Source organism: Limnohabitans sp., assembly GCF_031539175.1.
Lineage (GTDB): Bacteria > Pseudomonadota > Gammaproteobacteria > Burkholderiales > Burkholderiaceae_C > Limnohabitans.
Window position 1 is genome coordinate 74,871 of record NZ_JAVKLQ010000021.1, and the last position, 18,703, is coordinate 93,573.

The window sequence follows — 18,703 nt, forward strand, 5'->3', positions numbered from 1 at the left end:
GCCCAATTTAACCCAGGCTTAGCCCCCACTTCTAAAATGCCGCATGCAAATCTCTTCACCCATCGACATCGTTTACCTTTGGGTGGATGGCAACGACGACGGATGGCGCGCCAAGCGTCAAAATGCCTCGGCTCTGCTGAGTCCACAAGGCAACCAAACCATCGCCCGCTTCGGTAATGTTGAAGGCCGTTTTCGAGACAACGACGAGCTGCGTTACAGCTTGCGAGCGCTGGCGCAATTTTTCCCCGATCATGGCCACGTCTACATCGTGACCGATGGCCAAGTACCCGCATGGCTCCAAACGTCAGACCGACTAACCGTGATCGATCACCGCGATTTGATTCCCGAAGCCTCCTTGCCCACGTTTGACTCGGGCAACATCGAGTCTTACATCCACCGCATCCCTGGGTTAGCTGAGCGTTATTTCTATTTCAACGATGACGTGTTCTTTGGCGCCCCCGTCCAAGTGAACGATTGGTTTTTCGATGGCGGCTTCTACGTCGCATGGTCCGACGACCCCGAGGTGATGGGCCACGCCATGCAAACCGATGCCACGTCGCTGGAAAACGCCAGCCGCTTGTCAAAAAAATGGCTCGACACCAAGGCAGAGGCTCAGTCCAGCACATTGGCTCAACACCAACCAGTGCATCAACTCGACGCGGCCTACACCCACACGGCGCGAACTTTTGCACACTCGCCACGCCCGATGCTCAAATCGATCTTGATGGCGCTTGAAGACGAAGCTGCTGATTTGTTTGCGCGTGTGCGCTCCACTGTCTTTCGCAGCTGGGACAAGCCCACCATCGTCTCTGACTTTGTGCTGCGCTGGTCCTTGGCCCACGGTGTCGCACAAATCAAGGACCACTCGCACCTTTATGTGGCCACCGGCGATGCACTCGTCAGTACTGCGCTGGCGCAGTTGACAGCACAGTTTGGCCAACTCGATTTCTTTTGCATCAACGACACGACGGACGATGCGATGCCCGACGATCCACGCTTAACGCAAGTTCGCCACACCTTGGCGCAACTGTTGCCAACCCCTTCTGCGCATGAACGGGTAAACCCTAGTTTTTCTAGGTTTTGGCACTCTCACCCTTCAAGTGCTAATATTGGGTCATTGGTATCCGAAAGGACTACAAAATGACAAACTTGACACATGCTGCTCCCCTCTCCGTCGTGAACCCGTGGTCGATGGTGCCCCCACTGGGCAACATCGATGCGTACATCACGGCAGCGAACCGCTTGCCCATGCTGACGCTGGAGCAAGAGCAAGAGTTTGCCCGCAAGCTGCGCGACAACAACGACCTCGAAGCCGCCGGAAAACTGGTGCTCTCGCACCTGCGCTTGGTGGTGTCCGTTTCGCGCCAATATTTGGGCTACGGCCTGCCCCACGCTGACTTGATTCAAGAAGGCAACGTGGGTTTGATGAAAGCCGTCAAACGTTTCGACCCTGACCAAGGCGTACGCTTGGTCAGCTACGCCATGCACTGGATCAAGGCCGAAATTCACGAATACATTCTGAAAAACTGGCGCATGGTCAAGGTCGCCACGACCAAAGCCCAACGCAAGCTGTTTTTCAACTTGCGCTCCATGAAGCAAGGCTTCAAAGCCGACGCAGGCGAAGGCGATGCCTCCACGCACCGCAACACACTGAATGCGGTTGAAATCGACACCGTCGCACACAAGCTCAACGTCAAGCCCGAAGAAGTGATCGAGATGGAAATGCGCATGTCCGGTGGCGACGTGTTGCTGGACCCCACACCCGGCGACGACAACGAAGACGCCTATGGTCCCATCGCGTACTTGACCGATACCAACCACGAACCCACCGCCATGATTGCTGCGCACCAACGCGACGTCTTGGCCTCGGACGGGCTGACAGCGGCACTCAATGTGCTGGACGCACGCAGCCGCCGCATCGTGGAAGAGCGCTGGCTCAAGGTGCAAGACAACGGTTCAGGCGGTATGACTCTGCACGACTTGGCGGCCGAATATGGCGTCAGCGCTGAACGCATTCGCCAAATCGAAGTCGCGGCCATGAAAAAAATGAAAACGGCTTTGGCTGAATACGCCTAAGCGGCGGCTTGCGCAGACGTGACAAGGGCCGCAATTGCGGCCCTTTTTTGTTACCCCTTCAGACGTCGCGAGAGGCTTAGGGTTGTGTTTTCAAAAGCAATTGGATGTCTTGTGCCAAAGCTTGTGCGCCGCTGCCGTAACGACTGTACAAACGCAAATTGCCCTGTGTGTCATACACATAGCTGCCTGCGGAATGGTCCATGGTGTAGCTCGTGGGCGTCTTGCCCTCTGACCTTTTGTAATACACCTTGTAATCTTTGGCGACTGTGGCCAGTTGTTCAGGCGTCGGAATGAAGGCCACAAAGCTGGGATCAAAATTCTCCATGTACGCCTTGAGCAGCTCCGCGGTGTCTCGCGCAGGATCCACCGTGATGAAGGCCCCCTGCAACTTCTCGCCATCAGCCCCCAACAAATGTTTGACCTCGGCCAATTCGGCCATCGATGTGGGGCACACATCAGGGCATTGGGTGTAGCCAAAAAACAGCACCACCACTTTGCCCTTGAAATCGCTCAAGCTGCGGGTCTGACCCAGATGATCGGTCAACGTGAACCCTTTGGCGTAGTCGGCCCCCGTGACATCAATGGCATTGAATTTGGGCTTGTCAGGCGTGCAAGCGATCAAGGCCATTGCCAAGATAGCCAAAATGCACGCGCCAAAGAAACGTCGAAATGGGGTCATCACAGGTAATGGTCAATTAAGAGCGCTGCAAACAACAAGCTCAAGTGGATGAGTGAAAACCGGAAGGTTTTGCGCGCCAGCGCATCCGAATAGTTGCGCCAAAGGGCAAATGCGTAACCGCAAAAACCCAGACTCAGAATGATCGCACTGGCCAAGTAAAACCAGCCACTCATGCGATAAATGAATGGCATCAAACAAGCGGCAAACAACACGAAGGTATAGAGCAACACCTGCAAGCGCGTGAACGCATTGCCGTGGGTCACCGGCAACATGGGCAAGCCAGACTTGCGGTAATCCTCAACACGGTACAAAGCCAAGGCCCAGAAGTGCGGCGGTGTCCACAAGAAAATGATCAAAAACAAAATCAAGGCTTCAGGGCCCACATCGCCCGTCATCGCAGCCCAACCCAGCACCGGTGGCATGGCCCCCGAAGCACCACCAATCACGATATTTTGGGGTGTCAGCGGTTTCAGAATGACCGTGTAAATCACGGCGTAACCCACAAACGTGGCAAAGGTAAGCCACATGGTGAGCGGGTTGACCAAGGCATACAAAATCCACGACCCCACCACGCACATCAGCGTAGAGAACAACAAAGTCTCGGCATCACTCAACTCGCCCTTCGCCGTGGGACGCCAAGCCGTTCGGTTCATGCGCGCATCGATGCCTTTTTCGACCAAGCAGTTGAATGCCGCGGCTGCCCCTGCGACAAACCAAATGCCCAAACAAGCCCAAGCACCGAGCTTGACTTCATCCCACGAAGGAACACCAGGCACAGCCAACACCATGCCTATCAAGGCACAAAACACGATGAGTTGAATCACGCGTGGTTTGGTCAACGCGTTGAACTGACGCAAACGAATGAAAAAAGGAACAGCGAGGCTCATAAAACGGGTCTCGTAACAATCAATTCAAAGTGGTGCGCGACGTGCGCGCGCCTGTTAACAACCACACCAACACCACCACCATCGCAGCGGCACCACCGGTGTGCAAGACAGCAGCGACCAATGGCCAATCCAACACCACGTTGGACAAACCCGTTAGCAACTGCAACAACAACAAACCCAGCAACAACTTGGCAGGCGTTTCAGCCACACGACGCAAACACAAAGCCAGCCATGCCAAATACACCAACACCGCGTACGCCGCAAGTCGGTGTACGTAGTGAATGGCCGTGAGCGCCTCAAATGTCAACGGCTCACCTTGTGCGTTTTGCCCCAAGTGACGCCACAGGGTGAAACCCTGCTCAAAGTCCATCAACGGCCACCAAGTGCCCTGACACTGTGGAAAAGTGTTGCAAGCCAACACCGCGTAGTTGGTACTCACCCAACCGCCCAGCAGCACTTGCGCGGTCAAGGCCATCAACCCTAGGAACGTCGCGATGAACAGGCCAGAAGACATGTTCGAGGCCGCTCCAGCACCACTTTGCAGACGATCACGCTGCACCTGCAAAGTCAACAAAGCGAGCAACACCAAGGCACCCAACAAATGCAATGTGACGATCAGCGGAAACAACTTCATGGTGACAGTCAAGGCACCAAACGCACCTTGCACACACACCCATATCAACGTGAATGTGGGCCAAGCCACGCCACTGTAGCTACCCCCGCGCCAGCGACGCGCCCACGCAAACGCAGCCAAGGTCAGGATCAAACCACCCACAGCCATCGCCATGTAGCGGTGAACCATCTCGATCCAAGCCTTGGTGTGTGTGACAGGCCCTGTGGGCATTTGACTTTGCTCGACCGCAATGCTGGCGTGCGCGCCCACCGGACTCGCGTGGCCATAGCAACCAGGCCAGTCAGGGCAGCCCAACCCAGAGTCGGTCAAACGCGTGAATGCGCCAAACAAGACCAAATCAAAGGTCAGAAAAAGGGTCACTAAGGTGAGCAATTGCACGCGCCGGGCTGTCGAAGCGCGCGGGTTACGCAGCCAAACCCAACACAGTGGGACCATGGCAACGAGCGCCCCCATCACCAACAGGTGAATCACGGGGCCGAGGTCAAAGTTTTGCATCAGCGGCCTGCTTCGTCCCAAGCGGCTGCCGCACGCAGCAAACGCTCTAAATCTTTCTTGGCCTTGAGCGCACCTTCGTCGCTCAGTTGCGCAGGAAAGCGCATCATCCACTCGCCGTGCGGGTCCACCACAAACAAGTGCTCCGACAAGGCTTTGCCCTCTGCAGGCACCAGCCACTGCTGCAAGGCTTTTGGATCGATGCGCAACACATTGGCCTCTTTCAAGCCAGGCGTGATCTCAGTTGGCACATTGGCTGCGTCGGTGACCAACCACACCCATTCCGTGCGGTCGCGGTCTTTGCCAAGACCCATCAAAATTTGACGCTGCAAATACAAGTTGCGCAAACAAGTGGCATCGCAGGCAGCATCGGCCACGCTGACCAGCAACCATTGGCCTTTGAGTTCAGGCAACTGGATTTTTTGGCCCTCTAGGTTCTGCACCGTCACATCGGGCAAGGCGCGCGTAGGCTGGATCAACTCACCAAAATTGCGACGACCTTCAGGTCGCACCACGTAGTACGTGAAATAAGACGCCAACACAGGCGCCGCACAAATGAGTAAGACCGCGAGCATGCGCAACCGGCCCATGGCTGTGCGCTTGGCATCGGCTTGTGCCACGGCATCGGGCGAAGGCAAGTCGTACACCGTCATCCCTAAGGGATGATCAGATTTAGGGCGTGGAGCGTCGGACATGGCGATAAGGTGTGATGAATTGAAACCAAAGATAAAGCATCAGCTGCACAGCAGCCAAAGCAAACCATTGAAAAGCGTAGGCGAGGTTTTTGTCGATTCCGGAGGCAATTTCGGGCCACTCACGCAACAGCCCTTCCGATGCCGGATCGGTTTGCAGCACAGTCGCAGAAAAGTGAACGCCCATCTGAGCGGCCATTTGATCGAGGTCTAGATTTTGCCGAATGTTGGAAGTCCTTGGATCAGCGCTGGCATCTGCCTCTGCACCACCCAGACGCAACACAGCCGAGGGTGACGGTGCCAAACGGCCTTGCAACTGCACCAAGCCCTCAGGCGTATCAATGGGCGCCAGCTGGGTGCGATCAAGGCTGTTGCGTGGTATCCAACCGCGCTGGACCAGCACCGTGATGTGCTCATTCAACGCCAAAGGCGTCACCACCCAAAACCCAGCACGGCCTTGCATCGGGCGGTTATCCAAATAAACGGTGTGCTCACGCAACCAGCGCCCTTGCAACTGCACACGACGGTGCAACTGGGTAAACAACGCTGGCTCAGCCAACAAGGCATCGGTATGCAATACAGGCGCAGACTGTTGCGCCACGATAGCCGCATGTTGTGCCTGCTTTTGATCCGCCCGAGACAATTGCCAAAACCCCAAACGCACCGTCACCGCCACACCAACCAGCATGGCCAGCGTCACCCATGCGAAAGCACGGCTGCGCGGTAAAGAGATAATGGTGCCTATGAAATTCATTGTTGCAATTGCGTTCTTGGCTATTTTGGTGAGCTTGGGCTCCGCGCTTGTGTTCATGATGCGAGACGGTCGCAATGGGCAAGCAAAATCAAGCAATATGGTGAAGGCTTTGGCTTTTCGCGTCGGATTTTCAATCCTGATTTTTCTGTTTATTTTGATCGGCTGGAAGCTGGGTTATATCCACCCGACAGGCATCGCAGCAGGTCAATAAACACAGCATCCACAGTTCGTCATCTCAACAAAAAAGGCCGCACATGCGGCCTTTTCTCATGGGTGATCGGTTTGACTTACAGCCAGTAGATCAGGATGTACAAGCCCAACCACACCACGTCCACAAAGTGCCAGTACCAAGCAGCGCCTTCGAAACCGAAGTGTTTGTCTGCCGTGAAGTGGCCTTTTTGCAAACGCAAGGTGATGACCAACAACATCAACATGCCCAAAAAGACGTGGAAGCCGTGGAAACCGGTCAACATGAAGAACGTAGAACCGTAAATGCCCGAAGTGAGCTTCAAGTTCATTTCATGGTACGCATGGTAGTACTCATAGCCTTGCACAAACAAGAAGACCACACCCAACAGCACCGTCAGCCACATGAACTTGATCGCTGTCGAGCGATGGTTTTCACGAATCGCATGGTGAGCCACGGTCAAAGTCACGCCAGAGCTCAACAACAAAGCGGTGTTGATGGTGGGCAACCAGAAAGGTGTCATGGTTTGGAACGGCTCAATGATGCCAGCAGGTGACGCTGTCATGCCAGCTGCCATCGATGGCCAAACCGCTTTGAAATCAGGCCAGAGCAAGGCATTGTCCAAGCTGCCAAGCATGGGCACCGAATGCGAACGAGCCCACCACAATGCAGAGAAGAATGCGCCGAAGAACATCACTTCAGAAAAGATGAACCAGCTCATGCTCCAGCGGTACGACAAGTCGATCTTGTGACCGTATTGACCGCCTTCGCTCTCAGAGATGGCATCACCAAACCATTGGTACAACACACCCAGCCAAAGTGCCAGACCAAAGAACAAAGAATATTTGCCCCAATCTGCACCGTTGACCCATTGGCCTGCGCCCAAGATCACAAAAAACAAGCCTAACGCGGCGAACGCCGGATGGCGCGACTCGCTGGGCACAAAGTAATACGGTGTTGAACCGTGTGCGGTGCTACTCATGTTCACTCCTTCAATTCTTATTTAGCAACGACCAGATTGACCAACACGATCAACCCAATCACAAACAACAACGCTGCCACAACACCCACACCCAGCACATGCAAAGGTTTGATATTGGCAACATCTTCTTGGAACCCGCTACCTTTGCGAATTCCGATGAACGACCAAGCCACAGCGCGCACAGAGCGCCACAAAGACCCTTTGTTACTCACACGCCTTCTCCTGTTTTAGGCAGCACACCCAAAGCGGCTGTCGGTGCAGGTGGGGTTTTGGAACCCACTTCAAAGAAGGTGTAAGACAAGGTGATGGTGGTCACGTCTTTGCCCAGCTTAGGGTCAATCACAAACACCACGGGCCACTGCTTTTTCTCGCCGGGCGCCAAGGTGTATTGGTTGAAACAAAAACACTCCAACTTGTTGAAATGGGCCGCCGCTTGGCGTGGCGCATAACTTGGAATGGCTTGGGCCGACATGACACGGTCTTGCACGTTTTCAAATTCGTACATGACCGTCATCATCTCGCCCGGATGAACTTGCAACGAGCTTTGCGCAGGCTTGAACTTCCACGGACCGCGGGCATTGGCATCAAACTCCACCGTGATGGTGCGGCTGGTGTCAATTTGCGTGTTCGTCACCTTGGCACGGGCTGAGCCCACCCCTGGCAATTCACGCTCGCCCAAAGCCAAAATATTGATGCCCGTGAACTCGCAAATCGCTTTGTACATGGGCACCAAGGCATAACCAAACGCAAACATGCCAGCTGCCACGACGAGCAGCTTTTTAAACATCAGCAAGTTATTGCGTGTGGTGGACATGGCTTCAGTGGTTCAACAGCATGACTTTGGCGAAAAAGCCAACGAAGAAAACCACGGCCACAGAGGCCAAGATCAGGCCCATGCGGAGGTTCTTTTTGCGCTGCTCGGGCGTCATCATCATTAGCCAATCACGCGGGTTGCCGTGGCATCCAGCTTGGGTGGGTTTTCAAAGGTGTGGAAAGGTGCAGGAGAAGGAACTTCCCACTCCAAGCCTTCCGCAGCTTCCCAAGGCTTGGCAGATGCTTTCACACCGTTGCCGCGCATGGCAGGCACCACGACAAACAGGAAGAAGTAGACCTGAGCAAAACCGAAGAAGAACGCACCAACCGAAGCCAAGGCATTGAAGTCGGCAAACTGCATGGGGTAGTCAGCGTAGCGACGTGGCATGCCGGCCAAACCCAAGAAGTGCATGGGGAAGAAGGTCACGTTGAACGAGATCAGGGTCCACCAGAAGTGAATCTTGCCGCGTGTTTCGTTGTACATCACACCCGTCCACTTGGGGCACCAGTAGTAGAAGCCAGCGAACATGGCGAACAACGAACCCGCCACCAACACGTAGTGGAAATGAGCCACCACGTAGTAGGTGTCTTGAACTTGAATGTCAATGGGTGCCATCGACAAAATCAGACCGGTGAAGCCACCCATCGTGAACACGAAGATGAAGCCCACGGCAAACAACATGGGGGTCTCGAAAGTCATCGAGCCTTTCCACATGGTCGCGATCCAGTTGAACACTTTCACGCCCGTTGGCACAGAAATCAACATCGTGGCGTACATGAAGAACAACTGACCCGTCACAGGCATGCCTGTGGCGTACATGTGATGCGCCCAAACGATGAACGACAAAATCGCAATCGACGAAGTGGCATACACCATCGAGGCGTAACCGAACAATTTCTTGCGCGCGAAAGCAGGCACGATGTGGCTGATGATGCCGAAAGCTGGCAAGATCATGATGTACACCTCAGGGTGACCGAAGAACCAGAAAATGTGCTGGTACATGATCGGGTCACCGCCACCGGCGGGGTTGAAGAACGTGGTGCCGAAGTGGCGGTCCGTCAACGTCATGGTGATCGCGCCAGCCAACACAGGCATCACAGCGATCAGCAAGTAAGCCGTGATCAACCATGTCCAAACGAACATGGGCATCTTCATCAAGGTCATGCCAGGGGCGCGCATGTTCAAGATGGTGACGATGATGTTGATCGAACCCATGATGGACGAAGCACCCAAGATGTGCATGGCAAAAATACCAGCATCCATCGAAGGACCCATTTGCAGGGTCAGAGGTGCATACAGTGTCCAACCAGCAGCGGGAGCGCCGCCAGGCATGAAGAACGAACCGGCCAACATGGCTGCAGCAGGAATCATCAACCAGAAGCTGAAGTTGTTCATGCGGGCAAAAGCCATGTCAGACGCGCCGATTTGCAACGGGATCATCCAGTTCGCAAAACCCACGAAGGCCGGCATGATGGCGCCAAACACCATGATCAGACCGTGCATGGTGGTGAGTTGATTGAACAACTCAGGATTGACCAGCTGCAGGCCGGGCTGGAACAGCTCGGCGCGAATCAGCAGCGCTAAGACGCCACCAATCATCAGCATGGTGAATGCGAACAACATGTACAAAGTACCAATGTCTTTGTGGTTGGTCGCGTAAACCCAACGGCGCCAGCCGTGTGGGGCACCGTGGTGGTCGTGGCCGTGGTCGCCCACTGCGTGACCGTGAGAGTCGAGTACTGCGCTCATGATGTTTTCCTTCTAAACGCTAGTGAATTAACGGGCGGCTTTGACATCGGCGGGCTGAACCAGCTGGCCGGTCTTGTTCGACCAATTATTTTTTGTGTAGGTGATGACAGCCGCAATGTCGGTGTCGCTCAGCTGCTTCCAGCTTGGCATCGCCAAATTGTTTTGGCCATTCAACAACACTTTGATTTGCTTGGTCTTGTCAGCGTCCAACACGACAGCTGCGCCGTCGAGTGGCTTGATCGGGCCTGCACCTTTGCCGTTGGGCTGGTGACATGCTGCGCAATTGGCTGCATAGACTTTCTCACCACGCTTGGTGATGTCGTCCAAGGTCCAGACTTTGGATGGGTCGTCTTGCAACGCAGCCATTTTCTTTTGCTGATCGGCCACCCAAGCGCTGTAGTCTTCTGCGCTCAACACTTTGACGTGAATGGGCATGTAGGCGTGCTCTTTACCGCACAACTCTTGGCATTGACCATAGTAGTTGCCGACGGCTTCAGCGCGGAACCAAGTGTCACGCACAAAGCCGGGGATCGCGTCTTGCTTCACACCCAATGAAGGCACGGCAAACGCGTGAATCACGTCATTGGCCGTCGTGATGATGCGAATCTTTTTGTTCACAGGCACGACCAAAGGATTGTCAACTTTGAGCAAGTAGTCATCCAGGTCCACGCCCTTGGCACCGTTGTTAGACATTTCGCGCTGTGCGTTGTCCAACGTCGAGATGAAGGCAATGCCCTCACCTTGGCCTTTGAGGTAGTCATAACCCCACTTCCACTGGTAACCCGTCGCTTTGATGGTCAGGTCAGCATTGGATGTGTCTTTTTGTGCCACCACAGCCTTGGTCGCGGGAAGCGCCATCAAGATCACGATCACAAAAGGAATGACAGTCCATGCGATTTCCACTTTGACAGACTCATGGAAAGAGGCTGGCTTGTGGCCCACGGATTTGCGGTGTTTCCAGATGGAATAAAACATCACACCAAACACGGCCACAAAAATCACCGTACAGATGATGAGCATGAACCAATGCAACCAGCCTTGCTCTTGCGCAATTTTTGTTGCACCGGCTTGCAGGTTCAGTTGCCTGACGCCCGGGCCTCCGGGCAAGTCATTCACAGCCCAAGCTGCTGTACTCGCCCAGGCGGCGGCGAACAGCAAACCCGAAGCCACCTTTTGTAAAAGATTGTTCTTCATCACGTTAGATTGCCTCAATTGATAGCTTTCAGCATTACAAACTCAACAAACACTGACTTAACTCAATGTCCAAGGTTGGTGTTTGCCCTATAAATATCCAGCGAGCATTCTAGCAAGGCTCAATCTCGCTTCGACTGACCCAGCAGAGACCGCATATCTTGCAGTGTCACGGTACTTTGGCTGGTCATTTTGGCCCGTGGCAAAGGCTTCAGCGCATGGCCATAAATCACTTCAACCGTCACAGCCAAACGACCGTCCTGAAGGGGCTGGGCCAAATTCAACAAAGCTTTTTCAAGATCAGCCCGCCAAACCCGTCCTCGCAAACCAGCAAATCGGTCTTTGTGCAAGTTGCGCCCCAAAATACGGCATTCAGCCAGCAGACTGGCTGGACTGTCGTAGGTCAAGGTGATGCGTTCCATGTCCATGACGGGCTCGGCAAAGCCCGCTTGCACCAGCATATCGCCCCAATCGTGCATGTCGGTGAAGGCATGGCAGGCAGGGGGCCATCCCGCTTGGGCATACACCGCATTGAGCTCGTGCAAGGTGTCCGGTCCGAGACACGAGAACATCAAAAAGCCGTCGGTCGCCAACATTTGGTGCCATTCACGCAACAAAGCCTGAGGGTCTGCTGCCGTATGAAGCGCCATGTTGGCCCACACCATATCGGCATTGCCAGGCGCATGCGAGCCAATTGACACGCTGTCCGCGCGGCCCAAACGTTGCCACCACGGGGTTTGCAACGCATGTTTGGCCACGGTTTGACGCGCAAGTGTGGGCTCCACCACGTCACTCACGGCCTTGGGATAGCGCGCACGAACGGCCTTATGAGCTTGGAGTCCGCCACTGACAGGCGCCCAGTCCACCCAACGCTTGGGTTCCAGGCGAATCCATTGCAGCCGGTCTTCCATGCGCCGCCCCACCTCTTCATTCAGCCAAGGCGACTGCACGTGCAGCCACTGCGCCCAACGGGCGCATGCAATGGGGTCAAGGGTCGGGGGTTGCTCAGCAGGAATATCAGACATGGGTCAGCAGTATATTGAGGCATGACTTTCGCATCACGCAGCAAAGCCTTGTTCGGACTTGGGTTGAAACCTTGGCTCACAGTACGCCAATGGCCTAGCTTGTGCCAGATTTGCCAAGCGTGGCCCAGTCACCCCGTGTGCGACAACTGCATGACGCGCTTCGCGCAGCCGCAAACACGCTGCCCAACCTGCGCGCTGACACTCACCCAAGCCACATGCCCGCACTGCGCACAAAGCCCGCCACCGCTTGATGCTTGCGTCGCCGCCGTGAGTTACACATTTCCGTGGTCTGAATGCATCGCACGCTTCAAATTTCAGGCGGATCCAGGCTTGGGCCGCAGCTTGGCCGACGTGATGCGGCATGCGCCATGGGTCGAACCTGCGCTCGAAGCCGCGTCTGTTGTGATCGCCATGCCACTGTCGGCCCAGCGGTTGCGTGAACGCGGCTTCAACCAAAGCTACGAGCTGGCACGCCATCTCGCGCCCCACAAAGCCGACGCACACACCCTGCGACGCGCCACAGACAGCGCCCATCAAGTGGGTGCCGAACGCGATGCACGATTTGACAATGTGCGCGATGCCTTTTGGGTCGATCCATTGCGCATGGCACACGTGAAAAACCAACGCTTGGTGCTGCTGGACGACGTGATGACCACGGGCGCCTCATTGTTTGAGGCGGCCCGCACCTTACGTGCTGCGGGCGCTACACACATCACGGCGGTGGTTCTCGCCCGCACCGAAACGCGCACCGACATGGACGACCACCCCTAACGCATGCGAGACAATGGGGGCATGTTTCATATCGTCCTCGTTCACCCCGAAATTCCGCCCAACACGGGCAACATCATTCGCTTGGCGGCCAACACCGGTTGTACCTTGCACTTGGTGGAACCCTTGGGGTTTTCGATGGACGACAAGCACATGCGACGTGCTGGGCTCGACTACCACGAGTACGCGCCCGTCTTGCGTCACGCCGATTGGGCCACGTTCTTGAAAGACGCCCAACCGGCAACGGACCGAATGTTTGCCTTGACCACCAAGGGCTCGGACACAGCGCACGACATGACATTTCAGCCTGGCGACTGGTTTGTGTTCGGTTCAGAAACCAGCGGTTTACCCGCTGAAGTGCGTGAAACTTTTGCACTGAACCAACGTCTGCGCTTGCCCATGCGCGAGGGTCAACGCAGCCTCAACCTGTCAAACGCCGTGGCGGTGATCGTGTTTGAAGCTTGGCGACAAAACGGGTTCACGCATAAAGCCTAGTCAACGACTCAGCCACGCACACGGGCTTGTCAGCGCCCTCTCGCTGCACCGACACGAGCCATGTCAGCTGCATGCCGTTGTTGTCAATCGGCTCACACGCTTGGAGCGTCATGTGTGCACGCAAGCGGCTGCCGACCGGCACAGGCGCTGTGAAGCGGACTTTGTTCAAACCGTAATTCACCCCCATGCGCACGTTGTCGATTTTGAAAGCGGTGGCGAAAAAACGCGGCAACAGCGACAAGGTCAAAAACCCATGCGCAATAGGGGTCCCGAAGGGGCCTTCTTTGGCGCGCTCAGGATCGATGTGAATCCATTGATGGTCGCCCGTGGCTTGGGCAAATTGGTTAATTTGATCTTGGGTGACCGTGAGCCAATCGCTGACGACGCCCTCTTGACCGACCGAAGCCCGTACATCTTGGAGTGTGTTGAATAACTTCATGTGACCGACTTTGACGCAGATTGAAACCGCTGCAAAGCCCGTGCTGTCGACGAAGAGACAGCCTGCCCAAGCGCCCGTTTATTCGACGCTACGCGGCGCACGGCTGGCGTCGTTGTTGGCCTCGACCAAAACCGACAACATCCGAACAAACTCTTGCCGCTGCGCCTCCGGCAAGGGCGCCAAGATGCGTTGTTGCGTCCGTAAGACCGACGGACTCACTTGCCTGAGCAACGTCGCCCCCTCAGGGGTGGCATGCAGCAGGCGAGCACGCCGGTCGTCGGGCGACACCTGACGTCGCACCCAACCATGTGCCTCCAGGCGATCGACCACCCCGCCGATGGTGGAGGTGTCAAACCCGATGCTGGCAGCCAGCGTTCGCTGGTCAATCCCGGGCTGGGCCACCACCGCATTCAAAGCCGCAAATTGCACGGGCGTGAGCCCAAACGCTTGGGTTTCTTCCATGAACAAGCCCACCGCAATTTGTTGCAAACGACGGATGTGGTGACCGGGTAAATCAGTCAAGGGCAAAGAAGGGGTGACGTCTGTCATCAGGTGAAAAAGCACAAAAATAAAGAAATGAACGTCAAGAATGTATCACCCCCCCTGCTGCGAGGCCGCTCACCATATGCAACAGCGTGCAACACCTTATAGCCAAGCGTTAGAAGCACTGACCTACACTAGAGGCTTGATTTCTATAGATTTATTCAACCCATGAGTGCATTTCTCGAAGAAGAAGTTTTGTCCGTCCACCACTGGACCGATCGCCTGTTCAGCTTCACCACCACCCGTGATCAAGCGCTGCGTTTCTCTAACGGCCACTTCACCATGATTGGCCTGCGTGGCGAAAACGGCAAGCCGCTGCTGCGCGCGTACAGCATCGTCAGCCCCAATTACGAAGAACATTTGGAGTTTTTGAGCATCAAGGTGCCAGACGGCCCGTTGACCTCCAAGCTTCAACACATTAAAGTCGGCGACAAAATCGTGGTGGGCCGCAAGCCTACCGGCACTTTGTTGATCGACTATTTGCTGCCCGGTAAAAACCTGTATTTGCTCTCCACAGGCACAGGCATGGCGCCGTTTTTGAGCGTCATCCGCGACCCAGACACCTACGAGCGCTTTGAAAAAGTGATCTTGGTGCACGGCGTGCGTGAAGTGAAAGAACTGGCTTATCACGACTACATCACCCAAGAGTTGCCCAAACATGAGTTCTTGGGCGAGATGGTCAGCCAACAACTGCTGTACTACCCCACCGTCACCCGCGAGCCGTTCCGCAACCAAGGTCGCCTGACCGATGCCATGGAAAGCGGCAAGATGTTCAGCGACCTCGGCCTGCCTCCGCTCGACCCAGTCCACGACCGCGTGATGATTTGCGGTAGCCCACAAATGCTCAAAGATTTGAAGCACATGCTGGAAGAACGCAAGTTCCAAGAAGGCAACACCACCAAGCCTGGTGATTTCGTGATTGAGCGCGCGTTCGCCGAGCAATAAGCAAAGCGACATCACCAAAAGCACTCAGCGGTCCGCGCTGAGTGCTTTTTTTACGCCTGAATTTTCAGTCCCACCAACTGCTCTAGCTCAGCGTGCGACAGGCCGTCCACGCAATCGACCAACTGCAAACCTTGGGGCGTTACCGCCAAAGTCGCCAAGTCGGTGTAGATGCGTTTCACACAGGCCAAGCCGGTGAGCGGGTAACTGCATTCACGCACCACTTTGCTTTGGCCTTGCTTGGTGAGCAAATCCATCATCACCCAAGTTTGCTTGGCTCCAATCGCCAAATCCATGGCACCGCCAACGGCGGGAATCGCACCGGGCTCACCCGTGTGCCAATTGGCCAAATCACCGTGCTCGCTGACCTGAAAGGCACCCAGCACACAAATATCCAAATGCCCGCCACGCATCATGGCAAAGCTGTCGGTGTGGTGAAAATACGACCCGCCCGGCATCAAGGTCACGGGCTGTTTGCCCGCGTTGATCAAGTCAAAATCTTCTTCGCCCGCAGCAGGCGCAGGGCCCATGCCCAAGATGCCGTTTTCGCTGTGCAAAATAATTTCTAAGCCGACTGGCAGGTGGTTGGCCACCAAGGTGGGCATGCCAATGCCCAAATTCACATACGCGCCTTCGGGCATGTCTTGCGCCACACGGGCGGCCATCTGGTCTTTGGTTCTGCGGATGTAGGCCATGCTCAAGCCTCCTTCTTAAAACCACCACCTTGGGTGGCGACACGCGGCACTTTCACCACATGGGTGACAAAAATCCCAGGCGTCACGATGACCTCGGGGTCCAAAGCTCCCAAGTCGACCACCTCATGCACAGAGGCCACGGTGCGTTGGGCGGCCATGGCCATGGAAGGTCCAAAGTTACGGGCCGACTTGCGGTACGTCAGGTTACCCCAACGATCGCCCTTTTCCGCCTTGATCAAGGCCACATCGGCATGAATCGGGTATTCCAAAACATACATGCGACCGTTAATTTCACGGGTTTCTTTGGGAGAACCGTCTGCGTTTTTAGCCAATTCGGTGCCATAGCCCGTGGGCGAGAAAAATGCGCCCACACCTGCGCCTGCCGCGCGAATGCGCTCAGACAAATTGCCTTGCGGGACCAACTCCAACTCCAACTTGCCCGAGCGGTAAAGTTCATCAAACACATAGCTGTCGGCTTGGCGCGGAAAGCTGCAAATGATCTTGCGTACGCGCCCCGTTTTCAACAAGGCCGCAATGCTCGCATCACCGTTGCCGGCGTTGTTGTTGACCAAGGTCAGGCCTTGCACCGCGCTGTCAGACAGCGAGGCAATCAGCCCCTCAATCAGCTCGTCGGGAATGCCTGCGGTGCCAAAGCCACCAATCATCACGGTGGCTTGGTCGGGAATGTTGGCCAGCGCTTGCGCGATGGAGTCAGCCACTTTGTTGATCATGGTGCTTACACGCGCTCAACAATCATGGCGATGCCCTGACCCACGCCAATGCACATGGTGCACAGGGCGTAACGGCCGGCGGTGCGGTGCAATTGGTTGATGGCCGTGGTCACCAAACGTGCGCCACTGGCACCCAAGGGATGGCCCAACGCGATCGCACCGCCGTTGGGGTTGACGCGGGGATCGTCGTCTTGCAAACCCAGTTGACGCAACACGGCCAAGCCTTGCGCAGCAAAGGCTTCATTGAGTTCAATGACATCCAAATCAGCCAAGGTCAAGCCCGTCAATGCCAACACTTTTTGTGTGGCGGGTGCGGGACCAACGCCCATGATGCGAGGAGGCACACCTGCGGTGGCCATGCCAACAATGCGCGCGCGCGGCGTTAAGCCTTGCTTGGCTGCCGTTTTCTCATCGGCCAACAAAACAGCGCAGGCACCGTCGTTGACACCGCTGGCATTGCCTGCCGTCACCGTGCCGTCGGGGCGAACCACCGGTTTGAGTTTGGCCAGCGACTCCATGCTGGTGGCGCGTGGGTGCTCGTCTTGGCTGACCACCACGGCATCGCCCTTTTTCTGGGGGATGGTGACGGGGCAAATTTCAGCATCGAAGTAGCCCGACTGCTGTGCCGCCACGGCTTTCATCTGGCTGGCCAAAGCCATCTTGTCTTGGTCTTCGCGGTTGATCTTGAAGTCAGTGGCGACGTTCTCGGCGGTCTCGGGCATGGAGTCGACGCCATACTTTTCTTTCATCAATTTGTTGATGAAGCGCCAGCCGATGGTCGTGTCGTACACGGTGTTGCTGCGGCTGAAGGCGCTTTCGGCCTTGGGCATCACAAAGGGGGCACGGCTCATGCTCTCCACACCGCCCGCAATCATCATCGTGGCTTCACCGGCTTTGATGGCGCGTGCTGCCGTGCCAATCGCGTCCATGCCAGAGCCACACAAGCGGTTGATGGTGGCACCGGGCAACTCCATCGGTAAACCAGCCAACAAACTCGCCATGTGAGCCACGTTGCGGTTGTCTTCACCGGCTTGGTTGACGCAGCCATAAATCAAGTCGGTCACGGCCAACCAATCCACATTCGGGTTGCGCGCCATCAACGCTTTCAGGGGCACAGCCGCCAAATCATCGGCACGCACAGATGACAAAGCGCCGCCGTAACGACCAAAAGGCGTGCGAATGGCGTCACAAATAAAAGCTTGGTTCATGGTCTTCCTCGTTCATTTTGGATATCGATGGCTGAATATAGCCAATCACACCTTCCTGCGCTCTAATCAGGACGCCTGAGTGACAATGCAGCCATGTTTGAACCTAGCCAAGCCGATGTTCGGCGCTTTTTCTGTTCGGTCTATGCCAAATGGCGCGATGCACAACCTATGGACGCGCTCGAAACGTTGGCCAGCCAATGGGTGGCCGAGCACCCCGAGTACCACGCCGACTTTGCCGATGTCGATGCCGCCTTGGCGCGCATGTACGAGGTCAAAGACGGCCAAGTGAACCCCTTCCTCCATTTGTCGATGCATCTGTCGGTGAGCGAGCAATGCTCGATTGACCAACCCCGCGGCATCCGCCAAGCCGTTGAGTTACTGACCGCGAGGCGTGACAGCTTGCACACGGCCCACCATGAAACCATGGACGCCTTGGGTCAAATGATTTGGGAAAGCCAACGCAGCGGTCGCCCGCCTGACGGTCACGCCTACATCGACGCTGTGCAGAGGCGTGCCACACGCGACTAAAAACACCGCCCCTACAGACGTAAAAAAGCCCGCTAAAAGCGGGCTTTTTCATAAGGCGGATTCAAGGACGAAGTGCAACAAAGATGAACTGGTTATAGGTGGCTGAGGATGCGAGAGCATCATGGCCGCTTTAACCGCCAAATCGAAATTGCCCAATGTACAAGCACCTCAGCCGAGAAGAACGATACCAAA

General features: G+C 55.7%; 24 protein-coding genes. 7 read left to right on the plus strand and 17 right to left on the minus strand.

Features of this window, described 5'->3' with window-relative positions:
* The first annotated feature begins 43 nt into the window (after window positions 1-43).
* Together RMS95_RS04200 and rpoH are read left to right on the plus strand one after the other, a co-directional pair.
* On the plus strand, window positions 44-1,144 hold the full coding sequence (locus RMS95_RS04200) for a Stealth CR1 domain-containing protein (protein ID WP_310643855.1): 1,101 nt from the start codon (window positions 44-46) through the stop codon (window positions 1,142-1,144).
* Window positions 1,141-2,076 carry an RNA polymerase sigma factor RpoH gene (rpoH, locus tag RMS95_RS04205; protein ID WP_310643857.1) on the plus strand — a complete coding sequence of 312 codons (936 nt, stop codon included), beginning with the start codon at window positions 1,141-1,143 and terminating at the stop codon, window positions 2,074-2,076. Before RMS95_RS04200 ends, rpoH begins: the two co-directional genes overlap by 4 nt.
* A gap of 76 nt (window positions 2,077-2,152) precedes the next feature.
* On the opposite strand, the gene RMS95_RS04210 is transcribed toward rpoH, so the two are convergent.
* From RMS95_RS04210 to RMS95_RS04230, 5 genes are read right to left on the minus strand one after another with little or no spacing between them, the layout of a single operon-like run.
* Window positions 2,153-2,704, minus strand: coding sequence for an SCO family protein (locus tag RMS95_RS04210; RefSeq protein WP_405023358.1), 552 nt, complete (start codon window positions 2,702-2,704; stop codon window positions 2,153-2,155).
* A 50-nt stretch (window positions 2,705-2,754) separates the two neighbouring features.
* Entirely contained in the window at window positions 2,755-3,642 is an 888-nt protein-coding gene (gene cyoE, locus RMS95_RS04215; protein ID WP_310643861.1) for a heme o synthase, read from the minus strand.
* A 19-nt stretch (window positions 3,643-3,661) separates the two neighbouring features.
* Window positions 3,662-4,771, minus strand: a complete 1,110-nt coding sequence (locus RMS95_RS04220; RefSeq protein WP_310643863.1) for a COX15/CtaA family protein — start codon at window positions 4,769-4,771, stop codon at window positions 3,662-3,664.
* A complete protein-coding gene (locus RMS95_RS04225; RefSeq protein ID WP_310643864.1) occupies window positions 4,771-5,463 on the minus strand; it encodes a hypothetical protein in 693 nt (230 codons plus the stop codon). Before RMS95_RS04225 ends, RMS95_RS04220 begins: the two co-directional genes overlap by 1 nt.
* Window positions 5,441-6,148, minus strand: coding sequence for an SURF1 family protein (locus RMS95_RS04230; protein ID WP_310643866.1), 708 nt, complete (start codon window positions 6,146-6,148; stop codon window positions 5,441-5,443). Before RMS95_RS04230 ends, RMS95_RS04225 begins: the two co-directional genes overlap by 23 nt.
* Between RMS95_RS04230 and RMS95_RS04235 the strand changes: the two genes are divergently transcribed.
* On the plus strand, window positions 6,147-6,425 hold the full coding sequence (locus RMS95_RS04235; RefSeq protein WP_405023356.1) for a twin transmembrane helix small protein: 279 nt from the start codon (window positions 6,147-6,149) through the stop codon (window positions 6,423-6,425). The genes RMS95_RS04230 and RMS95_RS04235 overlap by 2 nt on opposite strands.
* A gap of 76 nt (window positions 6,426-6,501) precedes the next feature.
* Here the strand turns inward: RMS95_RS04235 and RMS95_RS04240 are convergent, their stop codons facing one another.
* The 7 genes from RMS95_RS04240 to RMS95_RS04270 all read right to left on the minus strand — a co-directional run bounded on the left by RMS95_RS04240 (window position 6,502) and on the right by RMS95_RS04270 (window position 12,162).
* Window positions 6,502-7,383, minus strand: a complete 882-nt coding sequence (locus RMS95_RS04240) for a cytochrome c oxidase subunit 3 (protein WP_310643868.1) — start codon at window positions 7,381-7,383, stop codon at window positions 6,502-6,504.
* Window positions 7,384-7,400: 17 nt separating this feature from the next.
* Entirely contained in the window at window positions 7,401-7,595 is a 195-nt protein-coding gene (locus tag RMS95_RS04245; RefSeq protein WP_104798861.1) for a DUF2970 domain-containing protein, read from the minus strand.
* Window positions 7,592-8,197, minus strand: a complete 606-nt coding sequence (locus RMS95_RS04250; RefSeq protein ID WP_310643870.1) for a cytochrome c oxidase assembly protein — start codon at window positions 8,195-8,197, stop codon at window positions 7,592-7,594. The genes RMS95_RS04245 and RMS95_RS04250 overlap by 4 nt, the downstream gene beginning before the upstream one ends.
* A 4-nt stretch (window positions 8,198-8,201) precedes the next feature.
* Window positions 8,202-8,312 carry a cytochrome oxidase small assembly protein gene (locus RMS95_RS04255; RefSeq protein ID WP_310643901.1) on the minus strand — a complete coding sequence of 37 codons (111 nt, stop codon included), beginning with the start codon at window positions 8,310-8,312 and terminating at the stop codon, window positions 8,202-8,204.
* A gap of 5 nt (window positions 8,313-8,317) precedes the next feature.
* Window positions 8,318-9,946 carry a cytochrome c oxidase subunit I gene (gene ctaD, locus RMS95_RS04260; RefSeq protein WP_310643872.1) on the minus strand — a complete coding sequence of 543 codons (1,629 nt, stop codon included), beginning with the start codon at window positions 9,944-9,946 and terminating at the stop codon, window positions 8,318-8,320.
* A 27-nt stretch (window positions 9,947-9,973) separates the two neighbouring features.
* A complete protein-coding gene (gene coxB, locus RMS95_RS04265) occupies window positions 9,974-11,140 on the minus strand; it encodes a cytochrome c oxidase subunit II (RefSeq protein WP_310643874.1) in 1,167 nt (388 codons plus the stop codon).
* A 119-nt stretch (window positions 11,141-11,259) separates the two neighbouring features.
* The gene (locus RMS95_RS04270) at window positions 11,260-12,162 is read right to left on the minus strand and encodes a methyltransferase domain-containing protein (protein ID WP_310643876.1); all 903 of its coding nucleotides are present in this window, start codon (window positions 12,160-12,162) and stop codon (window positions 11,260-11,262) included.
* A 21-nt stretch (window positions 12,163-12,183) separates the two neighbouring features.
* Between RMS95_RS04270 and RMS95_RS04275 the strand changes: the two genes are divergently transcribed.
* Window positions 12,184-12,933 (plus strand): ComF family protein, encoded by a 750-nt coding sequence (locus RMS95_RS04275; protein ID WP_310643878.1) that lies wholly within the window; start codon window positions 12,184-12,186, stop codon window positions 12,931-12,933.
* Between the two features lie 21 nt (window positions 12,934-12,954).
* The gene (gene trmL, locus RMS95_RS04280; RefSeq protein ID WP_310643880.1) at window positions 12,955-13,425 is read left to right on the plus strand and encodes a tRNA (uridine(34)/cytosine(34)/5-carboxymethylaminomethyluridine(34)-2'-O)-methyltransferase TrmL; all 471 of its coding nucleotides are present in this window, start codon (window positions 12,955-12,957) and stop codon (window positions 13,423-13,425) included.
* On the opposite strand, the gene RMS95_RS04285 is transcribed toward trmL, so the two are convergent.
* Both RMS95_RS04285 and RMS95_RS04290 read right to left on the minus strand, forming a co-directional pair.
* Window positions 13,409-13,864 (minus strand): MaoC family dehydratase, encoded by a 456-nt coding sequence (locus tag RMS95_RS04285; RefSeq protein WP_310643882.1) that lies wholly within the window; start codon window positions 13,862-13,864, stop codon window positions 13,409-13,411. The two genes, trmL and RMS95_RS04285, sit on opposite strands and share 17 nt — an antisense overlap.
* A 78-nt stretch (window positions 13,865-13,942) precedes the next feature.
* Window positions 13,943-14,413, minus strand: a complete 471-nt coding sequence (locus tag RMS95_RS04290) for a MarR family transcriptional regulator (protein WP_310643883.1) — start codon at window positions 14,411-14,413, stop codon at window positions 13,943-13,945.
* Window positions 14,414-14,575: 162 nt separating this feature from the next.
* Between RMS95_RS04290 and RMS95_RS04295 the strand changes: the two genes are divergently transcribed.
* Window positions 14,576-15,352: a ferredoxin--NADP reductase gene (locus RMS95_RS04295; protein WP_310643885.1), complete on the plus strand. Its 777-nt coding sequence runs from the start codon at window positions 14,576-14,578 to the stop codon at window positions 15,350-15,352.
* Between the two features lie 50 nt (window positions 15,353-15,402).
* Here the strand turns inward: RMS95_RS04295 and RMS95_RS04300 are convergent, their stop codons facing one another.
* The 3 genes from RMS95_RS04300 to pcaF are packed head-to-tail and all read right to left on the minus strand — an operon-like array spanning window position 15,403 to window position 17,983.
* A complete protein-coding gene (locus RMS95_RS04300) occupies window positions 15,403-16,044 on the minus strand; it encodes a 3-oxoacid CoA-transferase subunit B (RefSeq protein ID WP_310643887.1) in 642 nt (213 codons plus the stop codon).
* 2 nt (window positions 16,045-16,046) lie between these two features.
* Window positions 16,047-16,775 (minus strand): 3-oxoacid CoA-transferase subunit A, encoded by a 729-nt coding sequence (locus RMS95_RS04305; RefSeq protein ID WP_310643889.1) that lies wholly within the window; start codon window positions 16,773-16,775, stop codon window positions 16,047-16,049.
* 5 nt (window positions 16,776-16,780) lie between these two features.
* Window positions 16,781-17,983 (minus strand): 3-oxoadipyl-CoA thiolase, encoded by a 1,203-nt coding sequence (gene pcaF / locus RMS95_RS04310; protein ID WP_310643891.1) that lies wholly within the window; start codon window positions 17,981-17,983, stop codon window positions 16,781-16,783.
* Between the two features lie 93 nt (window positions 17,984-18,076).
* On the opposite strand from pcaF, the gene RMS95_RS04315 reads away from it, so the two are divergent.
* Window positions 18,077-18,511, plus strand: a complete 435-nt coding sequence (locus RMS95_RS04315; protein ID WP_104798850.1) for a DUF1841 family protein — start codon at window positions 18,077-18,079, stop codon at window positions 18,509-18,511.
* Window positions 18,512-18,703 lie beyond the last annotated feature (192 nt).